Source organism: Streptomyces sp. NPDC056580 (genome assembly GCF_042793175.1).
Taxonomy (GTDB): domain Bacteria; phylum Actinomycetota; class Actinomycetes; order Streptomycetales; family Streptomycetaceae; genus Streptomyces.
Genome location: NZ_JBHTVE010000034.1, coordinates 17,436 through 34,117, shown reverse-complemented (window position 1 = coordinate 34,117; position 16,682 = coordinate 17,436). Strand labels below are relative to the sequence as shown.

General features: G+C 67.6%; 20 protein-coding genes and 2 pseudogenes. 9 read left to right on the top strand and 13 right to left on the bottom strand.

Features of this window, described 5'->3' with window-relative positions:
* Nucleotides 1-78: 78 nt before the first annotated feature.
* The 5 genes from ACFQ9Z_RS38500 to ACFQ9Z_RS38480 all read right to left on the bottom strand — a co-directional run bounded on the left by ACFQ9Z_RS38500 (nt 79) and on the right by ACFQ9Z_RS38480 (nt 4,113).
* Nucleotides 79-327: a DUF664 domain-containing protein gene (locus tag ACFQ9Z_RS38500; protein WP_383031446.1), complete on the bottom strand. Its 249-nt coding sequence runs from the start codon at nt 325-327 to the stop codon at nt 79-81.
* A gap of 88 nt (nt 328-415) precedes the next feature.
* Nucleotides 416-1,291 carry an IS5 family transposase gene (locus tag ACFQ9Z_RS38495; protein ID WP_383031443.1) on the bottom strand — a complete coding sequence of 292 codons (876 nt, stop codon included), beginning with the start codon at nt 1,289-1,291 and terminating at the stop codon, nt 416-418.
* Between the two features lie 307 nt (nt 1,292-1,598).
* Nucleotides 1,599-1,820: a hypothetical protein gene (locus ACFQ9Z_RS38490; RefSeq protein ID WP_383031439.1), complete on the bottom strand. Its 222-nt coding sequence runs from the start codon at nt 1,818-1,820 to the stop codon at nt 1,599-1,601.
* 1,083 nt (nt 1,821-2,903) lie between these two features.
* Entirely contained in the window at nt 2,904-3,275 is a 372-nt protein-coding gene (locus ACFQ9Z_RS38485) for a hypothetical protein (protein WP_383031436.1), read from the bottom strand.
* Nucleotides 3,276-3,663: 388 nt separating this feature from the next.
* Complete coding sequence (locus tag ACFQ9Z_RS38480; protein WP_383031433.1) at nt 3,664-4,113, bottom strand: hypothetical protein; 450 nt, start codon at nt 4,111-4,113, stop codon at nt 3,664-3,666.
* Nucleotides 4,114-4,440: 327 nt separating this feature from the next.
* Between ACFQ9Z_RS38480 and ACFQ9Z_RS38475 the strand changes: the two genes are divergently transcribed.
* On the top strand, nt 4,441-4,827 hold the full coding sequence (locus ACFQ9Z_RS38475; protein WP_383031430.1) for a hypothetical protein: 387 nt from the start codon (nt 4,441-4,443) through the stop codon (nt 4,825-4,827).
* A 162-nt stretch (nt 4,828-4,989) separates the two neighbouring features.
* On the opposite strand, the gene ACFQ9Z_RS38470 is transcribed toward ACFQ9Z_RS38475, so the two are convergent.
* On the bottom strand, nt 4,990-5,508 hold the full coding sequence (locus tag ACFQ9Z_RS38470; RefSeq protein WP_383031427.1) for a DUF6233 domain-containing protein: 519 nt from the start codon (nt 5,506-5,508) through the stop codon (nt 4,990-4,992).
* Nucleotides 5,509-5,780: 272 nt separating this feature from the next.
* Here ACFQ9Z_RS38470 and ACFQ9Z_RS38465 point away from each other — a divergent pair, with 272 nt between their 5' ends.
* Complete coding sequence (locus tag ACFQ9Z_RS38465; RefSeq protein WP_383031424.1) at nt 5,781-5,990, top strand: hypothetical protein; 210 nt, start codon at nt 5,781-5,783, stop codon at nt 5,988-5,990.
* A gap of 1,192 nt (nt 5,991-7,182) precedes the next feature.
* On the opposite strand, the pseudogene ACFQ9Z_RS38460 reads toward ACFQ9Z_RS38465, so the two are convergent.
* The 5 genes and pseudogenes from ACFQ9Z_RS38460 to ACFQ9Z_RS38440 form a co-directional block, all read right to left on the bottom strand.
* Nucleotides 7,183-7,398, bottom strand: a pseudogene (locus ACFQ9Z_RS38460) (hypothetical protein); the annotation flags it as partial.
* 11 nt (nt 7,399-7,409) lie between these two features.
* Entirely contained in the window at nt 7,410-7,724 is a 315-nt protein-coding gene (locus ACFQ9Z_RS38455; RefSeq protein ID WP_383031421.1) for a hypothetical protein, read from the bottom strand.
* The gene (locus tag ACFQ9Z_RS38450) at nt 7,705-8,151 is read right to left on the bottom strand and encodes a MerR family transcriptional regulator (protein WP_383031418.1); all 447 of its coding nucleotides are present in this window, start codon (nt 8,149-8,151) and stop codon (nt 7,705-7,707) included. Before ACFQ9Z_RS38450 ends, ACFQ9Z_RS38455 begins: the two co-directional genes overlap by 20 nt.
* Complete coding sequence (locus ACFQ9Z_RS38445; RefSeq protein ID WP_383031415.1) at nt 8,148-8,483, bottom strand: hypothetical protein; 336 nt, start codon at nt 8,481-8,483, stop codon at nt 8,148-8,150. The genes ACFQ9Z_RS38450 and ACFQ9Z_RS38445 overlap by 4 nt, the downstream gene beginning before the upstream one ends.
* A 324-nt stretch (nt 8,484-8,807) precedes the next feature.
* Nucleotides 8,808-9,062, bottom strand: coding sequence for a hypothetical protein (locus ACFQ9Z_RS38440; RefSeq protein ID WP_383031412.1), 255 nt, complete (start codon nt 9,060-9,062; stop codon nt 8,808-8,810).
* Nucleotides 9,063-9,252: 190 nt separating this feature from the next.
* Between ACFQ9Z_RS38440 and ACFQ9Z_RS38435 the strand changes: the two genes are divergently transcribed.
* The 3 genes and pseudogenes from ACFQ9Z_RS38435 (at nt 9,253) to ACFQ9Z_RS38425 (ending at nt 12,020) form a co-directional block, all read left to right on the top strand.
* Nucleotides 9,253-9,765 carry a zinc-binding alcohol dehydrogenase family protein gene (locus ACFQ9Z_RS38435; protein ID WP_383031409.1) on the top strand — a complete coding sequence of 171 codons (513 nt, stop codon included), beginning with the start codon at nt 9,253-9,255 and terminating at the stop codon, nt 9,763-9,765.
* An 80-nt stretch (nt 9,766-9,845) separates the two neighbouring features.
* Entirely contained in the window at nt 9,846-10,520 is a 675-nt protein-coding gene (locus ACFQ9Z_RS38430) for an NAD(P)-dependent oxidoreductase (protein WP_383031405.1), read from the top strand.
* A gap of 275 nt (nt 10,521-10,795) precedes the next feature.
* A pseudogene (locus ACFQ9Z_RS38425) lies at nt 10,796-12,020 on the top strand (RNA-guided endonuclease InsQ/TnpB family protein).
* A gap of 141 nt (nt 12,021-12,161) precedes the next feature.
* Here ACFQ9Z_RS38425 and ACFQ9Z_RS38420 read toward each other — a convergent pair.
* Nucleotides 12,162-12,680 (bottom strand): winged helix-turn-helix transcriptional regulator, encoded by a 519-nt coding sequence (locus tag ACFQ9Z_RS38420; RefSeq protein ID WP_383031449.1) that lies wholly within the window; start codon nt 12,678-12,680, stop codon nt 12,162-12,164.
* 99 nt (nt 12,681-12,779) lie between these two features.
* Here ACFQ9Z_RS38420 and ACFQ9Z_RS38415 point away from each other — a divergent pair, with 99 nt between their 5' ends.
* The 3 genes from ACFQ9Z_RS38415 (at nt 12,780) to ACFQ9Z_RS38405 (ending at nt 15,157) form a co-directional block, all read left to right on the top strand.
* Nucleotides 12,780-13,565: an SDR family oxidoreductase gene (locus tag ACFQ9Z_RS38415; RefSeq protein WP_383031402.1), complete on the top strand. Its 786-nt coding sequence runs from the start codon at nt 12,780-12,782 to the stop codon at nt 13,563-13,565.
* A gap of 25 nt (nt 13,566-13,590) precedes the next feature.
* The gene (locus ACFQ9Z_RS38410; RefSeq protein ID WP_383031399.1) at nt 13,591-13,950 is read left to right on the top strand and encodes a nuclear transport factor 2 family protein; all 360 of its coding nucleotides are present in this window, start codon (nt 13,591-13,593) and stop codon (nt 13,948-13,950) included.
* A gap of 373 nt (nt 13,951-14,323) precedes the next feature.
* Entirely contained in the window at nt 14,324-15,157 is an 834-nt protein-coding gene (locus ACFQ9Z_RS38405) for an ISL3 family transposase (RefSeq protein WP_383031397.1), read from the top strand.
* 54 nt (nt 15,158-15,211) lie between these two features.
* Here ACFQ9Z_RS38405 and ACFQ9Z_RS38400 read toward each other — a convergent pair whose 3' ends face one another.
* Nucleotides 15,212-15,424 carry a transposase gene (locus ACFQ9Z_RS38400; protein WP_383031393.1) on the bottom strand — a complete coding sequence of 71 codons (213 nt, stop codon included), beginning with the start codon at nt 15,422-15,424 and terminating at the stop codon, nt 15,212-15,214.
* A 7-nt stretch (nt 15,425-15,431) separates the two neighbouring features.
* Between ACFQ9Z_RS38400 and ACFQ9Z_RS38395 the strand changes: the two genes are divergently transcribed.
* Nucleotides 15,432-16,661, top strand: coding sequence for an RNA-guided endonuclease InsQ/TnpB family protein (locus ACFQ9Z_RS38395; protein WP_383031390.1), 1,230 nt, complete (start codon nt 15,432-15,434; stop codon nt 16,659-16,661).
* The last annotated feature ends 21 nt before the right edge of the window (nt 16,662-16,682 follow it).

Here is a 16,682-nt window from a genome sequence, read left to right as displayed (position 1 = left end):
AGGAAGATCTTGGTCGATCCCCTGGATAGCAGAGGCCCGTCTCACGTCGCGGTCGTGCTTGACAACGTCAACTGAGCCTTAACTTCGTGGCATTGCATGGTCATCGGGCCATGTCAACGGCTCGGCCGCTCCGGTGACGACCTCCTGGAACCAGTGCCTCTCAGCGTGCCCCAGATGTTCTATGAGCCCGAGGGGCGTCCAACCGGAGGGCAGGACCGACGTGGTCAGTGCCTGCGTGTCGAGCCCATCGACAATGGCCAACACGCTGGCTCGCTGCGCCGCGAGGAACACCGACAGAGTCTTCTTCTCCTTGCCATCTGAGTTCATGCGCGCATGGTGCCAGTAGTCACTGACAAGCGCGGCAGCGATCTGCCCGCGGCGTGGAACGTGGATCCCATAGCGTGACGGCCGCGGGTCACAGCCACTCGTTGATGGCAGCGACGAGGACGGTCGCCTCGTAGCGGACCGCTAGCTTGTCGTAGCGCGTGGCGACCGCACGGTGTCTCTTGAGGCGGTTGATCCCGCACTCGACCGCATGACGCTCGCGGTAATCCGCCGGGTCGAAGTGCGGCGGCCGACCGCCGCGAGAGCCGAGCTTCTGGCGGTTGCGCGCCTGATCAGCCTTGTCCGGGATGGTGCAGCGGATCCCGCGGCGGCGCAGGTAGGCCCGGTTCTTGCGAGAGGCGTACGCCTTGTCCGCACGCACCCGATCGGGGCGGACACGCGGCCGGCCCGGCCCGATGCGGGGCACGCGAACCTTCGTCAGCACGGGTTCGAATTGCGGCGAGTCTCCACGTTGTCCTGCCGTCACCACGATCGACAAGGGCTTCTGGCCCTGCTCGACGGCCAGGTGCAGCTTGGTGGTGAACCCGCCGCGCGAACGCCCCAGCCCGTGATCACGAGGTTCGGTGAACACGCCACCCGGCGGCTCCTTCTGCAGGTCGCCCTGCTTGCGGGCCCCGGCCGCATGCTGGTGGGCACGGCATACCGTGGAGTCGACGCTCAGGTCCCACCTGATCGCACCCTTCGCATCGGCCAAGGACTGAAGCCGGGTGAGGATCCGATGCCAGGCGCCGTTCCGCTGCCATCGGCGAAACAGGTCGTAGACCCGCCCCCATGGCCCGTACTCGGCGGGGACGTCCCGCCACGGAACACCGGTCCGGACCCGGAACCGTATGCCATCGATCAGCTGCCGCCGAGGCCAGACGGGCGGCCGCCCCGCTCTGGCACCCCTCGGCAACAACGGCTCCAGTACCGCCCACTGCTCGTCCGTGAGATCTCCCCGACCCATGGACCTTGATCATTCAAGCTCAAGATCCACTTTCGATACACGCCCTAGAGCCTCCGCCCGGCTCAACCGGGGGCGAGCCGCGTGAGCAGCCCTGCTGAGGCTGAAAAGGGCCCATTCAGGTATCTGAGCACCCGTGCCACGATCCCGGTGAGCACCTCATAGCGGTCCGAGTCAAAAATATCAGGATCTGTCGGCCAACTGCAGGAACCGCTCATGAAGAGCCTTGATGTCAGCCTTCATCTCCCGATACGAGGATTCGACTGCGGCCCTATCGTCGTCGCTGAGGATCGGCTGTGCCCGGGGAGCTTCACGGCGGCGGCAGGGAAACAGGCTCCAATTCGACCGCCAGAAAGTCTGCGGCCACGCAGACGACCCTCCACGCCCCCGCTCCCCTCTCCTCCCTGGCTCCTTCCATCGCACCGAAACTGGCCCGAATGAAGGTTTCGACCTTTGAGGTCTCTTCAGGGGTGGTCTCCATCGGGTATCGGACGATGACGTCTCTCCACTCGTCACGCAGCTCGGATGGCATGGAGATCCTGCCAGCGTGAACAAATTGACGGAAAACCGCAGCCTTGGCGCGGGTTGCACATTGGTGACCAAGGTCGACAAGTGCCGACAGTTCGGCAGCAGGTCAGGACGTTGATCGATGAGGCGGCCGCAGGTCAGGGCCGCCCGACATAGGTTGTGGCTGATCAGACGGGAATCCAGTTAGGCCACTGGGGTGGGACGTTGCTCGCGGGGCAGAGGCCCGAGTCGGCGGGATAGCCGTCAAGTGTTCCTCGGGTTGCGAAGATCCACCATGCGAGCCACACCGTCACAACAAGCATCAGCAGCGTCGGCAGGGTGGCGCGGACCGCTGTCGGCGCGCGAAGCACCAGGCGTCGGCCGATCGCCCGAGCCATGAGCCCCACCAGCGCTTCGGCTCCCACGACCAGAGGGAGCAAGAAGTTTAGTTCGAAGCGCCCGCCAGCGTCGTACCCCGCGTCGCAATACGCGCGCGCCCAGACGGTCAGCGACCAGCTGACGCAGCCCATAGCAGCTCCGAAGAAAGCGGAGACCACCCAGGGGAGACAGGACGAGTCGGATCTCGGCTTGGCTGTGTCCACGACACGACACGACTGCGAAAACCCCATCCGCGGTTCCGGGATGAGCCGCTGGCCATCAGGCCAGGCCGCGCGCGGGCAGTCCCTAGGGGGGGTGAGGTCACCCGACGCCGACCGGCAACGACAGAAGCCTACGGCGCCTGAGCTGGTCACAGCCGGGGGCTTCGTCAGCCTCGCTGGTGGGCGAGGGTGATCAGTAGACCGGCGTGACACGCGATGTCGCGTCCGCCGGCGGTGACGGCAACGATGACAAACCTCAGCGACACTGCGCGACCCGGCACGGGAACGGTCGGGTGCCAGCGGGCCATCCCTCCAGGGCTTGCCCGAACTTTCTAAGCGCCGGGTCTGGGCCGTGCGAGGGTGCCCGAGGTCGACCGACGGCGACCGACTGTGACAGACGAGTCGTAGCCCGCCGCAGCGAAACCCCAGGTCAGAGGGGTCCGGCTGAACGCGTTTCCCCCCAGGGGTGGCGGTCAGGCAAGATGGGGTGTTTCTCCCCAGCGGGATGCTCAGTCCTCGCCTACCTGCAACAACACAACGGCGAAGCCATTGCCGATCCCCGCGACGACTCCGTCGAAGGTGTGCCGGGTGACCGGGTCCCACGCGCGTGCCTGGGGTGAGAGTTCGGTGATATTGGCGTACCAAGCAGACTGTTGCCCGAGCAGACGCACGACCCGCTCAGCTGCTCGATGCGCATGGGCGCGGTCGCGGCGTGGCGTACCCGGAAACACGAGGTCCTCAACCGCCAGGTAGGTCAGGAGCTCCACAGCGCGCTCACCGTCGATCTGCGAGAGCGCCTGCTCGACCTCTTCCGGCGTGTCAGGACCGACTGCCCCTGCTACGGCATAGTCCCTCCAGGCCCGTTCCGCCTTTGCGGCCACCTCTCGAACGAGGTCCGGTACAGATGTGCCAGCCCCAGCGACGACCCGGCCGAAGACGCCACTTCCCCGTGATAAGGAACCTACGAGATTGCGCAGTTGCGACGCCGTGTCCACTGGACCATGCTCTCACTCCCGACGCAGCGTCGGCTGCCGACAAGCGACCACAAGAGTCCCTCGGCGACGGCAATGGCGGCAGCGCTGACGGCAACGAAGACAGACGGCGGTAGCCGTCAACAGTTGGTCATAGAGGCGGCGGCAACTGAACCGGACTCACGGCAAGGGCGTGCCCGCGTCTTCTAAGCAGGGGGCTCTTCTGCGCTCCGTGGCGCCCCAAGTGGGGTGCGTAGCAGGGACATAGTCGAGAAGGTGGCGGAGGCCGTGCATGGCATCACCACTGGCGCCGGCGAGCCTTACCCGTCTTGCGGATCTGTCGAGCAAAGATCTTGCCCGACTCAATGAGGTACCGCCCTCCATCAGACGTCCTCACCTCTATCTCCAAGATCCGGCGTTGAAGATGCGGGGGCAGGTGCGGGTACGTGTCGCAGCGTCTCTGTCTCCAGGAGGTGATCGATGCGAGTGGGAGCAGATAGATGTTGCCGCGCTTGTCGCGGTAGTACAGGGTCCGATCGGTAAGGACGAAATCCCCTTCAGGCGCGGGGAAGTAGGCCAAGGTCTCGTCCGTCGAGGCACCCTCGGGAGGCATCGGTTCCTGGCGGACGAGGTCGCCAGCGCTAGTTGCGATTGGCGTCTCTCCCTGCTGAAGGCGATCTCCGAGCGCCCGAGTCCTGTCGGCAAGATGCTGAGACAGTTCTGTCCTGGCCGTTTCCCGTATGCCCATGGCGCCGATCCTCTGTAATATGAGACGAGTTGCGGCATCTTCTCGCAGGTGGAGGGCGCTCATCACGGTTTCGTCGAGTCGGCAGCTAGTGGCTGCGCCGGCCCCATATTCACCATCGCAGGGTCACCGCGCCAGGCGCACCGGCCGTAGCAGCGCACCCGCACTGCATCACAAGCGCACCAGATCGAGCGGGGAGCAGCGGGAATCGCGATGAATGCGCCCTGCCCGACGAGGCCGCCGTGTCGCCGGTCGCCCAGGTCAGCGCCCGCCACCATGTATCGCCTCATTGAGGCGATAGAGGCCTTGGTGGGCCCCTAGGGTGCGGTCATGACTGAGAAGCCGTTCACCGGCCGTGTGCAGCATCTGTTCAAGCACATCACCTACGAGCAGATGGCCGAGGAGTCTGGTGGCACGCGGAGCGCTTCTTGGTGGCGCCATGTGCAGCTTGAGCAAAGCGACCGGTTCAATCCGCCGCTGCTGAAGGACCTGCCCGGCATTGCGAAGCTCTTCCGCGCGACGGAAGAGCAGGTTGCAGCGATGATCGCTCACGAGTTCTACGGGATCACCCGGTTCCCCAACCTGCGATCGGAGCGAGAGCGTCGTTTTGCCGAAGACCTCAATGCCTTGTCAGAGGAGGACGCGGACTTGGTGCTCAGTCTGGTGAAGAGACTGAGCCGCAAAGCCGATGTCGGGCTGAACGAGCAGGCGAGTTGAGGCAGCGTCCTCGACGCTGCGGTGTGCATGCCAGAACCGTGCAAGATCGTGCGGGGACAGGCCGGACGCCAGACAGGGCCCGTATCCGCTTCGCTACAGGTAGGCCCCCAACACTCGCCGACACCAACGCGTCCTCGCCCATGCTGCCAGCCCGCTCTCTGTTCACCCGCGCCACTGCTGGTCCGGACGGTGCTCCCTTTCCCCGAGCGGTGCGCAATCTTGCTGCGGCGGCAACGGGTCGGTCGCGGTGGGGAGTGAGGTGGCTGCGTTGCATTCGCGGCAGGGGACGGTGCGGGGTTGGCGGAGGATCTCGAGGGCCTGGTCGAGGGTGATGGGTGCGGCGTGGGGCTGACAGCCGATGACGTGAATCAGGCGTGCTCCGGGGTGACCGGGGCGGTGAGGGAGGTCTTGTACCGTCCAGGCCTGCCGCCCGTCGGCGGTGGGAGTAGCGAGGGTGGGGATGCGGCTGTAGTCGCCGCCTTCGAGGGGGTGGACATGACGGGCGTCGAGCCAGACACTCTGTTCCACACGCTCGGTACGGCCGCTGCTGCCAACTGCCCAGCAGGTGATGCCTACCCGGTACTGCCATCCGACCGCCGCGCGCCGCCGCTCATAAAGGCGGCCCAGCAATTCCTGCCCATCAGGCATCATGACGGTCACCCGGGCCGCGTTCTGCGGCATTTCGATCCCTCCAGCCTGCCCAGCATCCTAACCGGACGCCTCGGCAAGGTCATCGGTCGGAACGGGGACGGATTCTCCCGCGGGAGCGGGAGCCACTACGACAGGGATTAGGGCTACGCCGGGGCGGTGTGCATCCCACCCCCTGTCGATGACGTTCGCCACCGTGACGATCACCCGAACTGCCCGACCGATTCCTGCAAGAGACCGCTCCAGACGATCCCTGGGCCTCCACCAGTCCCGTCCGACTCCGACCGCCCCCTAGCATCCGCTGCATGCTGGATCCCGAGCTGCTGGAACGGATCACTGCCCGTCGTGCGGAACTGGACGACCTCGAAGCACAGACGACCGAGCAACTGGCCGAGGTGCGATCCGAGCACGAACTCACCGTCGTCGAAAGAGGCCTCGATCGGGTGAGCGAAGAGATTGCAGGCGAGCGCGCTTCGGTCTCCCCGGCGCCTGGCCAGGTGGCCGGAGGCCCGTGACGCTCGTCCCGCACCACGGCCCGGAAATGCAGGAGCGCTGCTCCGACCGGACTACCAGCGCATCCTCACCGTCCTGCGTCAAGCCGGCGGACCGGTCACGGCCCGGCAATTCGGCGAATGCTGAGAGTAGACCTCAGCGTCAAGTCCAAACTGGAACCACTGCGCGGCAAACTGATCAGACTGACCGACCGCGGCTGGCTGCGAAAACAACCCCACGGTCGGTTCACCCCCGCCTGTGATCCCCTCCAGTACGACGCGTCAAGCGGCGGCAGAGCCGTGCCCCTCGGCGACCATAGGGTCATCGACGGCCGCTCGTCCTGTGGCCCTCTTGAGCTTTCCCTTGGCCTGCTCGACCTTGGCCTTAGCCTTCTCACCAGCCGACATGGCGCACACGCCTCCTGCCACGGTTGACCATTTGTCCGCATTTCGCGGTGAGTCCTGTGTACCCGGCGCTGCCCCTCACAAACGGCTGATACGGCCATGACCAGGCAGTACGGCGCGACCCCCGGACACGCGGGGTTCAGGAACCCTCACGGGCAGCATCAGCCTTCAACGAGCGGTACATCGCCCACCGCGAGATCGCTGCGGACACGGACGTAACGAACCGGATGCCGCCATCGGCCGTCATCGACCGCGGTGTCCGCGAGGAACTCAGCGACCAAGTGGGGCCGGACCGGGACGTAGATGAGGTCGCCACGACCCCAGCCGGCGGAGAAGCGAACCCCGTACCAGGGGTGCTCGGGGCCGCCACGGAGCAGCAGGGTCCCGACGTCTCGACGGACGGCCGTGGGCAGGGGTGAAGTGCGAGCGGTCAGCCGGAGGCGCCCGATTGCGTCGTAGCGTCCCAGCAGGAGGGTTGTGCTCGAACGCCAGCCCGCCCGGCAGCGCCCGGTCGGGTGGGAGCACGGGCCAGGCTTGGGCGAGCATGGGCTCGATCAGTGGTGTGAGTGCCACAGCCCACATCTAAGCGCAGGCCAGCAAGAGCGCACGCGGGAGCGCCTACTACTCCGAGTCGGGGCCTGCTTCCGGCCGCTCCGCCTCGAACTGTTCGACGTGCCAGCTGAGCAGCTTCCCGCCGGCATCCGCGAGCTGGTGAATCAGATCGTCGAGGTCGTCTCGCGAGATGGGGTCGAGCCTGGGGACGTTGAGGGAAAGGGAACCGCCGTCGTCGCCCTCAACGAGATCGGCGGCGCGCCACGAAGATCCCGCCGTGCGCGGCGAGGATGCGGCCGAAGTTGTCGTCGGACTGGAAGGTCGCCGCCACTCCGTACAGGCCGAGGGCGATGACGCCAGCGCCGATCCAGATCCATCCCTTGTGCTCGCAAATGCCCTGTCACACCAGCCAGGCGCCGCCGATCTCGAAGAGGGCGGCGACGACGAACAGGGCAAAGGAACGAGCGACAGTCATACCGGCTGACCCTACGGGCGGCCCGCGCTGCCGATCTTCAGCGGGTCGGTGGACGCCTTGCAGCCGCACCCGTCCTCACCTGCACTCCTCGACGAGCAGGAGCAGGAACGGCGGCGCTGGCCGAGCCACCAGGTTCCGGCGGCAACCACGGCCAGGACGACGGCGAGGGCGGGCAGCCAGCCCACCACCGTCCCCGCGCCGGCGCCGACGACCCCGGCAGTGATCATCACGGGCAGCGCGCAGCACGCCACGCACGCCAGCGCGGCCAGGCCCCCGAGCGCTTTCGGGGCGAGCTGTGGGCGTCGGTCAGCAGCAGGGTCCGGCATGGCGGTTCTCCTCGGCGAGATCGGTAAAGGGGATCGGGCAGCAGGTGCTGGACGCGCAGACGGTCAAGTCGTCGCAACCCGCCGCTACAGCCGTGGCCAGGGCGGTACGGATGGTGGTGAGATCGGCGATCTTCGCATCGACCTCGGCGAGCTTGGCCGCCGCATGGTCCTGAAGCCCCGGCACGGGGCGGCCGTGCCGGTGGCGGCCTGCCTCCAGCAGCTCGGCGACCTCCTCCAGCGTGAACCCGAGCCGCTGGGCGGCCTTGATCACCCGCAGCGCGGTCACCGCGTCCTCGCTGTACAGGCGGTGGCCGCCGTTGCTGCGTTCCGGCTCGGCCAGCAGCCCGCGCCGCTCGTAGTAGCGCAGCGTCTGGACGTTCACCCCGGCCGCCTCGGCGACCTGCCCGCTGCGCAGGCCCCGGCTCACCGCTGCTGCCCGGCGGCAGCGGTCCGGGCGGCCAGGGCGTCCAGGACCGCCTCGTGCGCCCGGCCCACCGAGATGTCCAGCCCGACCAGGCCCACGGTGGGGGTGATGGTGAAGGTGAAGAACGAGCAGCAGCCACTCTCGCGCTCCACCAGGTCACGCACCCGGCCCTCCACGCCCTCCCCGTCTTCCAGGTCAAGGCGCAGGTGGAGCGGCTGCGGCCTCGACAGCGAGGTCAGACGCTCGGACAACAACGCATCGCACTCGGCGACCCGCAGAGGCCTCTCCTCGGTGGGTAGCATGCAGCACTGCGGCACCCACGCAAGATCACTCATCGCGCTCACTCCCGTCGTCACGTCCCCGAGAGGGGGACACCTCCGACGGTAAACCTGTACCTAGGTACCGGTTGCAAGCCCCGGGTCAGGCCGAAAACGTAGAGGAATACCTCCAGGTCCGCATACGTGCCGGGTACCAGCTGGGCGCACGGACCTGGGTCCGGTTGACGTGCTGCGATTCAGCAGATGAGGCTTCCGCTCGCCTCCTTTATCCCCGTGACCGATGCCCGTGTGCGGGTGTTCCGGTCGGTCCGTACGCACGTGAGGTGGTTCCGGTCTGCTGCAGAGGTCTGCCCATGCCCCGAACGATCTGGTTGGGCGCCATCAGGAGAGCACCCTTTGGGGTGGGTGGCCGGGATCGGCCGGACAGGTGAAGACGTGCAGGTCCCGGTCCCGGCCGAAGCGGAGCCGGGTCGGGTGAGCAACGGCCGGGCCGCCCCGGATTGAGACCCTCCCCCGCAGGGGCGGGTCGCGGTCCTCCAGCGGCACCCAGCTGTGCGAGGCGGCGTCCATCTCATCACTGCCGGCGGTCAGCAGCAGCCGCATCGGGGTCGCGCAGGATTCGCAGCCAATGGCCATGGGGCCCGTCGACGCCCAGCTCGGATAGCCACCGACCCGCAAGCCGGGCGGGATCGACAAATCGGCCTGTTGACATCCTCGCCCTCCTTTAGGCGGGCGAGGATGTCAACTGACCGCGTACCTCGCACTCACCGAGCTGGCCGGATTCCAGCCGGGCGGCACCGTACTCGCCCCCGGGAGCGGCGGCGCGGTGGGCCAGGGCGGCGTCGAGGTCGCCCGGCATCTGGGCGCATCGCTCGCGATCACCACCGCCACCTCCACGGCCAAGGCAGAGCAGAGCCGGACGGCCGGATACGAGGTCATCGACCTCAGCCGCGAATCGCTGCGCGACGGAGTCGCCCGGCTCACCGACCGCAAGGGTGTCGACGTCGTCCTCGACGGTGTGGCCGGGCCGATCACCGTGCAGGCCCTGGGCGCGCTCGCCCAGGGGGGCACCCTCATCAGCATCGGCTACTCCGCCGGCATGCAGGCCGAGATCAACGTCACGGACCTGATCTGGAAGGCGGCCCATGTGCACGGCTTCCTGTTCGCCCTGTTCACCCAGGAGCAGGTGAACACAGCCAACGCCAAGCTCCTGAACCTGGTCGCCCGTAAGGAGATCACGCCCCTCGTCGACCGCGTCTTCCCTCTCGAGCAGGCCGGCGAGGCGCAGCGCCACCTCATCGAGGGCGGGCCCTTCGGCCGTGTGCTCCTCAGTCTGTGACCGCGTGTCCAGCACGCCCCTCGCGTTGTGTGCTGTAGCAGTCGCAGAGACAAAACACCCATCCCTTAAGGAGCCCCACCGTGCACGTCATCCTCTACGGCGCGTCCGGCCAGATCGGACGTTCCGTCCTCGACGAACTCCTCAGCCGCGGACACCAGGTCACAGCGGTCGTGCGCAACCCCGACAAGCTTCCCGAGAATGTCGAGCGCGTCCGCGACGACCTGAGCAGTGCGGACCGGATCGCGGCAACCATCACCGGGGCGGATGCCGTCGTGAGCGCCTACGCGCCCCCGCGCGACGACACCGATCAGCTGCCCCACGCCACGGAGCGCTTGATCACCGCGGTGCGCAGGACCGGCGTCCCCCGGCTGATCGTGGTGGGTGGATGCGGCTCGCTCGAGTTCTCACCCGGCGTCACGGTCCTCGACTCCGGCCACTGGCCGCAGGAGCTCGTTCCGATCGCCGAATCGCATGTCAAGGCCCTCGAAGCGTTTCGAGCGTCCGACATCAACTGGACGTATTTCAGCCCGCCCATGGAGATCGAGCCGGGAGTACGCACCGGGGTGTTCCGGCTGGGCGGCGACAGCCTCATCAAGGACGTGCAAGGCAACAGCCGGGTATCTATCCAGGACTACGCCGTGGCCCTGGTCGACGAGCTCGAAAAGCCGGCGCACGAGCGGTCGCGCTTCACCATCGGCTACCGGGTCTATTCGCAGTGCACCGGGCTTCAGCCCGGTGGTGAAGCGAATCTTTAGCCTGCTCTGACCTCAGCTACGGGCACGGATGCGCGCTGTTCACCTCAGCTCAGGTCAGAGCGGCCGGTTCTGCTGGTCGATGTACTGCTTCAGGAAGCTGAGCGGCGTGCCGCCGACCGACCCGGCGAAGTACGGGCCGGATTGAGGGGCGTTGCGCCCGCTGGTAGTGAGGGCCGAGATCGGGGAACGCCTGGCGGAGCCTGCGGGAGGGCACGCCCTTGAGGGAGTTCACCAGCCTGGTCACGGCGATCTTCGGCGGGAATATCATGGGCCGCGTGCAGCTTCGGTACAGCTTCCGCTTGTACCCGAACACCGCTCAGCGCACGGCGTTGGCAAGGGCGTTCGGGTGTGCGCGGGTGGTCTACAACGACGCCCTCAGGGCTCGGGAGACCGCCCGCAGCGAGGGGCTGCCGTTCCCGAAGACCGGGGACCTGTCCAAGGCGCTGATCACCGAGGCCAAGAAGCGGCCCGAGCGGGCGTGGCTCGGCGAGGTGTCGGCGGTCGTACTCCAGCAGTCCCTGAGGGACCTGGATGCGGCGTACAAGAACTTCTTCGACGCGCTGAAGGGCAAGCGTCCGCGTATGGGCGCGCCCCGGTACAAGTCCCGCAAGGACGCCCGGCAGGCCGTCCGGTTCACCGCGAACGCCCGCTGGTCGATCACGGCGGGCGGGAAGTTGCGCCTGCCGAAGATCGGCGACCTCAAGGTGAAGTGGTCGCGGACGCTGCCCTCGATGCCGTCCACGGTGAGCGTGGTCAAGGACTCGGCGGGCCGGTACTTCGCGAGCTTCGTCGTCGAGACCGGCCCGGAGGAGATCCTGCCAAAGGCGACGCCCGAACTGGGCATCGACCTCGGACTCGGGCACTTCGCGGTCCTCTCGGACGGCCGGAAGGTCGACAGCCCACGCTTCCTGCGCCGGGCCGAGAAACGCTTGAAGAAGGCGCAGCGGGCCCTGTCCCGCAAGGAGAAAGGCAGCCAGAACAGGGACAAGGCCAGGGTCCGTGTCGCCCGGGCACACGCGCGGGTCGCGGACGCGCGCCGCGAGTTCCACCACGGGCTCTCCACCAAGCTGATCCGCGAGAACCAAGCGGTCGCGGTGGAGGACCTGGCGGTGAAAGGGCTCGCCCGCACACGTCTGGCCAAGTCCGTGCACGACGCCGGATGGTCGGCGTTCGTGACCATGCTGGAGTACAAGGCCGCCCGGTACGGGCGCACCTTCGTGCGCATCGGCCGGTTCCAGCCGACCTCCCAGGTGTGCTCGCGGTGCGGCGTCAAGGACGGCCCAAGCCCCTCCACGTGCGCGTGTGGACGTGCAGGGCATGCGGGGCCGTCCTGGACAGGGACATCAACGCGGCGGTCAACGTCGCCAAGGCGGCCGGACTGGTCCAGCCCGTGGAGCGCAGGTAAGACGGGGACCCGTCCCCGCACAGCGCGGCGAAGCGGGAACCCGCCCGGAGCCGCACCCGACAACGGTGCGGCAGACGGGAATCGCCCTCCTTTAGGTGGGCGAGGATGTCAATAGCGTCACGTCAACCTGTCCATGTCCATGCCACCTGAGGCTAAGTCGCTGACCTGCGATGATCAAACTCCGATGACACAAACTTGGCCCTGCTCAAGGCTGTACGAGGTTCTTCCGGGCAGGCTTACGCCTCTTCCGCGGGCATGGCCGACCGTGCCGCGTAGCGGGTGCGCATCGCGTCGCTGGCTGCGGGGCCCGCGGTGAAGACGTAGGCGGTGCTGTCGTCGAGTCGGCGGCCGGTTTTGGCGTCGACGACGACGGGCTCGACTTCCTCGCCGCTGTGCGCGTCGACGAGGATCATGCTGCGCTCCGCCGCCGTGAGGCGGGCATTGCCCCACGCGGCCAGGGCGACGATCACCGGACGCAGGGAGCGTCCGAGTTCGGTGAGTACGTACTCGTGGCGGACGGGGCTGGTTTGGTAGGGCCGGCGCTCCAGTAGACCGTCGGTGACCAGGGTCTTCAGCCGGGTGGTGAGCATGCTGGAGGAGATGCCGAGGCTCTCCTGGAACTGGTCGAAGCGCGTGTAGCCGTCGAAGGCGTCGTGGAGGATCAGCAGTGTCCACCACTCGCCGACGTGTTCCACCGTCGTGGACAGCGGGCATTCCCGGTCCTCCAGCCTGATCCGGCTTGCCAAGGCGACCATCTCCTCAGTCACTGCTAAAGTCGAAGTTAATAGCTTCTATTTTAGCAGTCGAGACGGGAGCGGCGCCCGGTGCGTCCGCACCCGGAAACGGAATACACCGTGACCACATCCATCAGCGAATCCCTCGAAGGCCGGCGCGCTCTGGTCACCGGCGGTACCAAGGGCACCGGAGCCGCGATCGCCCGACGGCTCGCCGAGGCCGGTGCGACTGTGCTGGTCACCGCCCGTAGCCGCCCTGACGACGTCGAGGAGAAGTCGTTCATCGCCGCCGACCTGTCCACCGCCCAGGGCGCCGCCCACGTGGCCGCCGAGGTGGACGCCCGCGTGGGAGGCGTCGACATCCTGGTCAACACCCTCGGCGGCTCCGAGGCACCGGCAGGAGGATTCGCCGCGCTCGGCGAGGACGACTGGGCAAAGGAGCTGAACACGAACCTGCTGGCCGCCGTCCGCCTGGACCGCGCACTCCTCCCACGCATGATCGCCGTGGGCAAGGGCGCGGTCGTGCACGTCACCTCGATCCAGCGCCGCATGCCGCTGTGGAACGGCACCCTGGCCTACGCCGCCGCCAAGGCCGCCCTGACCACCTACAGCAAAGGACTGGCCAACCAGGTTGCCCCCCACGGCGTCCGCGTCAACACCGTCTCACCCGGCTTCGTCCAGACCACGGCAGCCGACAACCTCGTCGCCCGGATCGCCCACGACGCCGACATCACCCAGGAAGCGGCACTGGGTCGGCTCATGGACTCCCTGGGAGGCATCCCGCTAGGCCGCCCCAACCGGCCCGACGAGGTCGCCGAGCTCGTCGCCTTCCTCGTCTCCGACCGCGCCTCGGCCATCGTCGGCGCCGAACACGTCATCGACGGTGGCACCACCCCCACCGTCTGAACCCGCCACCACCATCAGGAGCATCATGCACGACAACCAGCCCCGGACCATCACCCCGGACGACCTGCCCGAGGTGATCACCTGCTACCTCACAGCGCACCGCGCCCACGAAACCGCCACCGCGGTCGCGACGTTCACCGAGGACGCGACAGTGATCGACGACGGCAATACCTACCAGGGCACCGCCGCGATCGAGCGGTGGCTGGACCGATCCGCCACCAAATTCACCTACAGCATCCACCTCACGGGCACGCAGCAGACCGACACGGCCCACTACATCGCCACCCACCACCTCGAAGGCAACTTCCCCGGCGGCACCATCGATCGCCGCTATCAGTTCATGCTGCGAGACGACCTCATCGAACACCTCGCCATCGAACCCTGAACCCGCTCCCACGCCACCTGTTCCCGCCCACGAGAGAGACCCACCCCAGCCCCGGGCCGCCCCGTCCCAGCCCTCGTGTCCACCCAGCCACCCGACCAAGAGCCGGCCCTCAAGTTCGGTATCCACGCGCAGATCAGCACGCCTGAGGAATCAAGGCGAGCAACTCCGGTGCCATCCTCAGCACAGGGTGAGGAGATTCAAGGCTCTGGCCGCAGTTCCGTGAATCCCCAGGTCAGCAGTAGGAACGCGGGATCGTTTCGGCAGCGTACTTCCTGCCGTGGCGAGCAAGGCGGTTGAGGATGTGCTGTTTCCCGGGATCGATGTGCGGGTGTAAGGGGTGAGTGACTCCTCCGGCATCCTGGTGGTGGAGGCGGTGTCGACGGCCCGTCCAGGCCGGTGCCCGAACTGTCGCAAGCAGGCCCGCCGCGTGCACAGCACGTATCAACGCACCCTGGATGAGCGGCCGTTAGGCTCACGTCGCGTTATCGTCCGGCTGCGGGTGCGCCGCTACTTCTGCGACCGGAAGAGCTGTTCCCGTACGACGTTCGTCGAGCAGGTGCCGGGTCTGTCCACGCGCTACCGTCGTTCCAGCACCGGGCTTGCGGGCTGGCTGCGGTCGATCGCGATCGAGCTCGGCGGCCGTCCCGCCGCACGGCTGTGCCGCCGCCTGCGGCTGACCGCGGGCCGAACCCGGCTGCTCAGGCTGCTGACGGCGCCGGCGATGCCGGACCGTGCTCCGCGGGTGCTGGGGGTGGACGAGTTTGCCTTCCGCAAGGGCTGCACCTACGGCACCGCACTCGTCGACGTAGAGGCCGGCCGGGTCGTGGACGTACTGCCCGACCGCACCTCCGAGACGTTCGCGACCTGGCTCACCGAGCATCCCGGAGTCGAGATCATCTGCCGGGACCGGGCCACTGCCTACACCAAGGCGGTCAAGGAAGCCGCGCCCAATGCCCTCCAAGTCGCGGATCGTTGGCACCTGCTGCAGAACCTGTCCGCCGCGGTGGAGAAGACCTGCCACCAGCACCGCGACTGCCTGCGCAAACGTGCCGAGGAGGAGACGACGGACGAGGTGCCGGAGGCGACCCCGATGCTGTTACCGCCCGCGGAACTGCCCCGCACCCAGATCATCGAACGCACCCGCCACCGCTACCGGGTCTATTCGCAGTGCACCGGGCTTCAGCCCGGTGGTGAAGCGAATCTTTAGCCTGCTCTGACCTCAGCTATGGGCACGGATGCGCGCTGTTCACCTCAGCTCAGGTCAGAGCGGCCGGTTCTGCTGGTCGATGTACTGCTTCAGGATGCTGAGCGGCGCGCCGCCGACCGACCCGGCGAAGTACGGGCCAGACCAAGGGGCGTTGCGCCCGCCAGTAGTGGCGGACGAGATCGGGGAACGCCTGGCGGAGCCTGCGGGAGACACGCCCTTGAAGGAGTTCACCAGCCTGGACACGGCGTCCTTCGGCGGGAATATCATGGGCCGCGTGCAGCTTCGGTACAGCTTCCGCTTGTACCCCAGTGCCGGTCAGCGCACGGCGTTGGCGAGGGCGTTCGGGTGTGCGCGGGTGGTCTACAACGACGCTCTCAGGGCTCGGGAGGCCGCCCGTAGCGAGGGGCTGCCGTTCCCGAAGACCGGGGATCTGTCGAAGCAGCTCATCACCGGCGCCAAGCGGACGCCCGGGCGGGCGTGGCTGGGCGAGGTGTCGGCGGTCGTCCTGCAGCAGTCCCTGAGGGACCTGGATGCGGCGTACCGGAACTTCTTCAACGGTTTGAAGGGCAAGCGCCCGCGCGTGGGCGCGCCCCGGTACAAGTCCCGCAAGGACACCCGGCAGGCCGTCCGGTTCACCGCGAACGCCCGCTGGTCGATCACGGCGGGCGGGAAGCTGCGTCTGCCGAAGATCGGCGATCTCAAGGTGAAGTGGTCGCGGACGCTGCCCTCGACGCCGTCCACGGTGACGGTGGTCAAGGACTCGGCCGGCCGGTACTTCGCGAGCTTCGTCGTCCAGACCGGCCCGGAGGAAATCCTGCCGGAGACGACGCCCGAGCTGGGCATCGACCTCGGGCTCGGGCACTTCGCGGTCCTCTCTGACGGAACGAAGATCGACAGCCCACGCTTCCTGCGCCGGGCCGAGAGGCGCTTGAAGAAGGCACAGAGGGCCCTCTCACGCAAGGAGAAGGGGTCGAAGAACCGCAACAAGGCCAGGATCCGCGTCGCCCGGGCACACGCGCGGGTCGCGGACGCGCGCCGCGAGTTCCACCACCAGCTCTCCACCAAGCTGATCGTCGAGAACCAAGCGGTCGCCGTGGAGGACCTGACGGTGAAAGGGCTCGCCCGCACACGTCTGGCCAAGTCCGTGCACGACGCCGGATGGTCGGCGTTCGTGACCATGCTGGAGTACAAGGCCAGCCGGTACGGGCGCACCTTCGTGCGCATCGGCCGGTTCCAGCCGACCTCTCAGGTGTGCTCGCGGTGCGGCGTCAAGGACGGCCCCAAGCCCCTGCACGTGCGCGTGTGGACGTGCAGGGCATGCGGGGCCGTCCTGGACAGGGACATCAACGCGGCGGTCAACGTCGCCACGGCGGCCGGACTGGCCGTGTCAGCCCGTGGAGCGCAGGTAAGACGGGGACCCGTCCCCGCACAGCGCGGCGAAGCGGGAACCCGCCCGGAGCCGCACCCGACAACGGTGCGGCAGACGGGAATCGCCCTCCTTTAGGTGGGCGAGGATGTCAAGAGG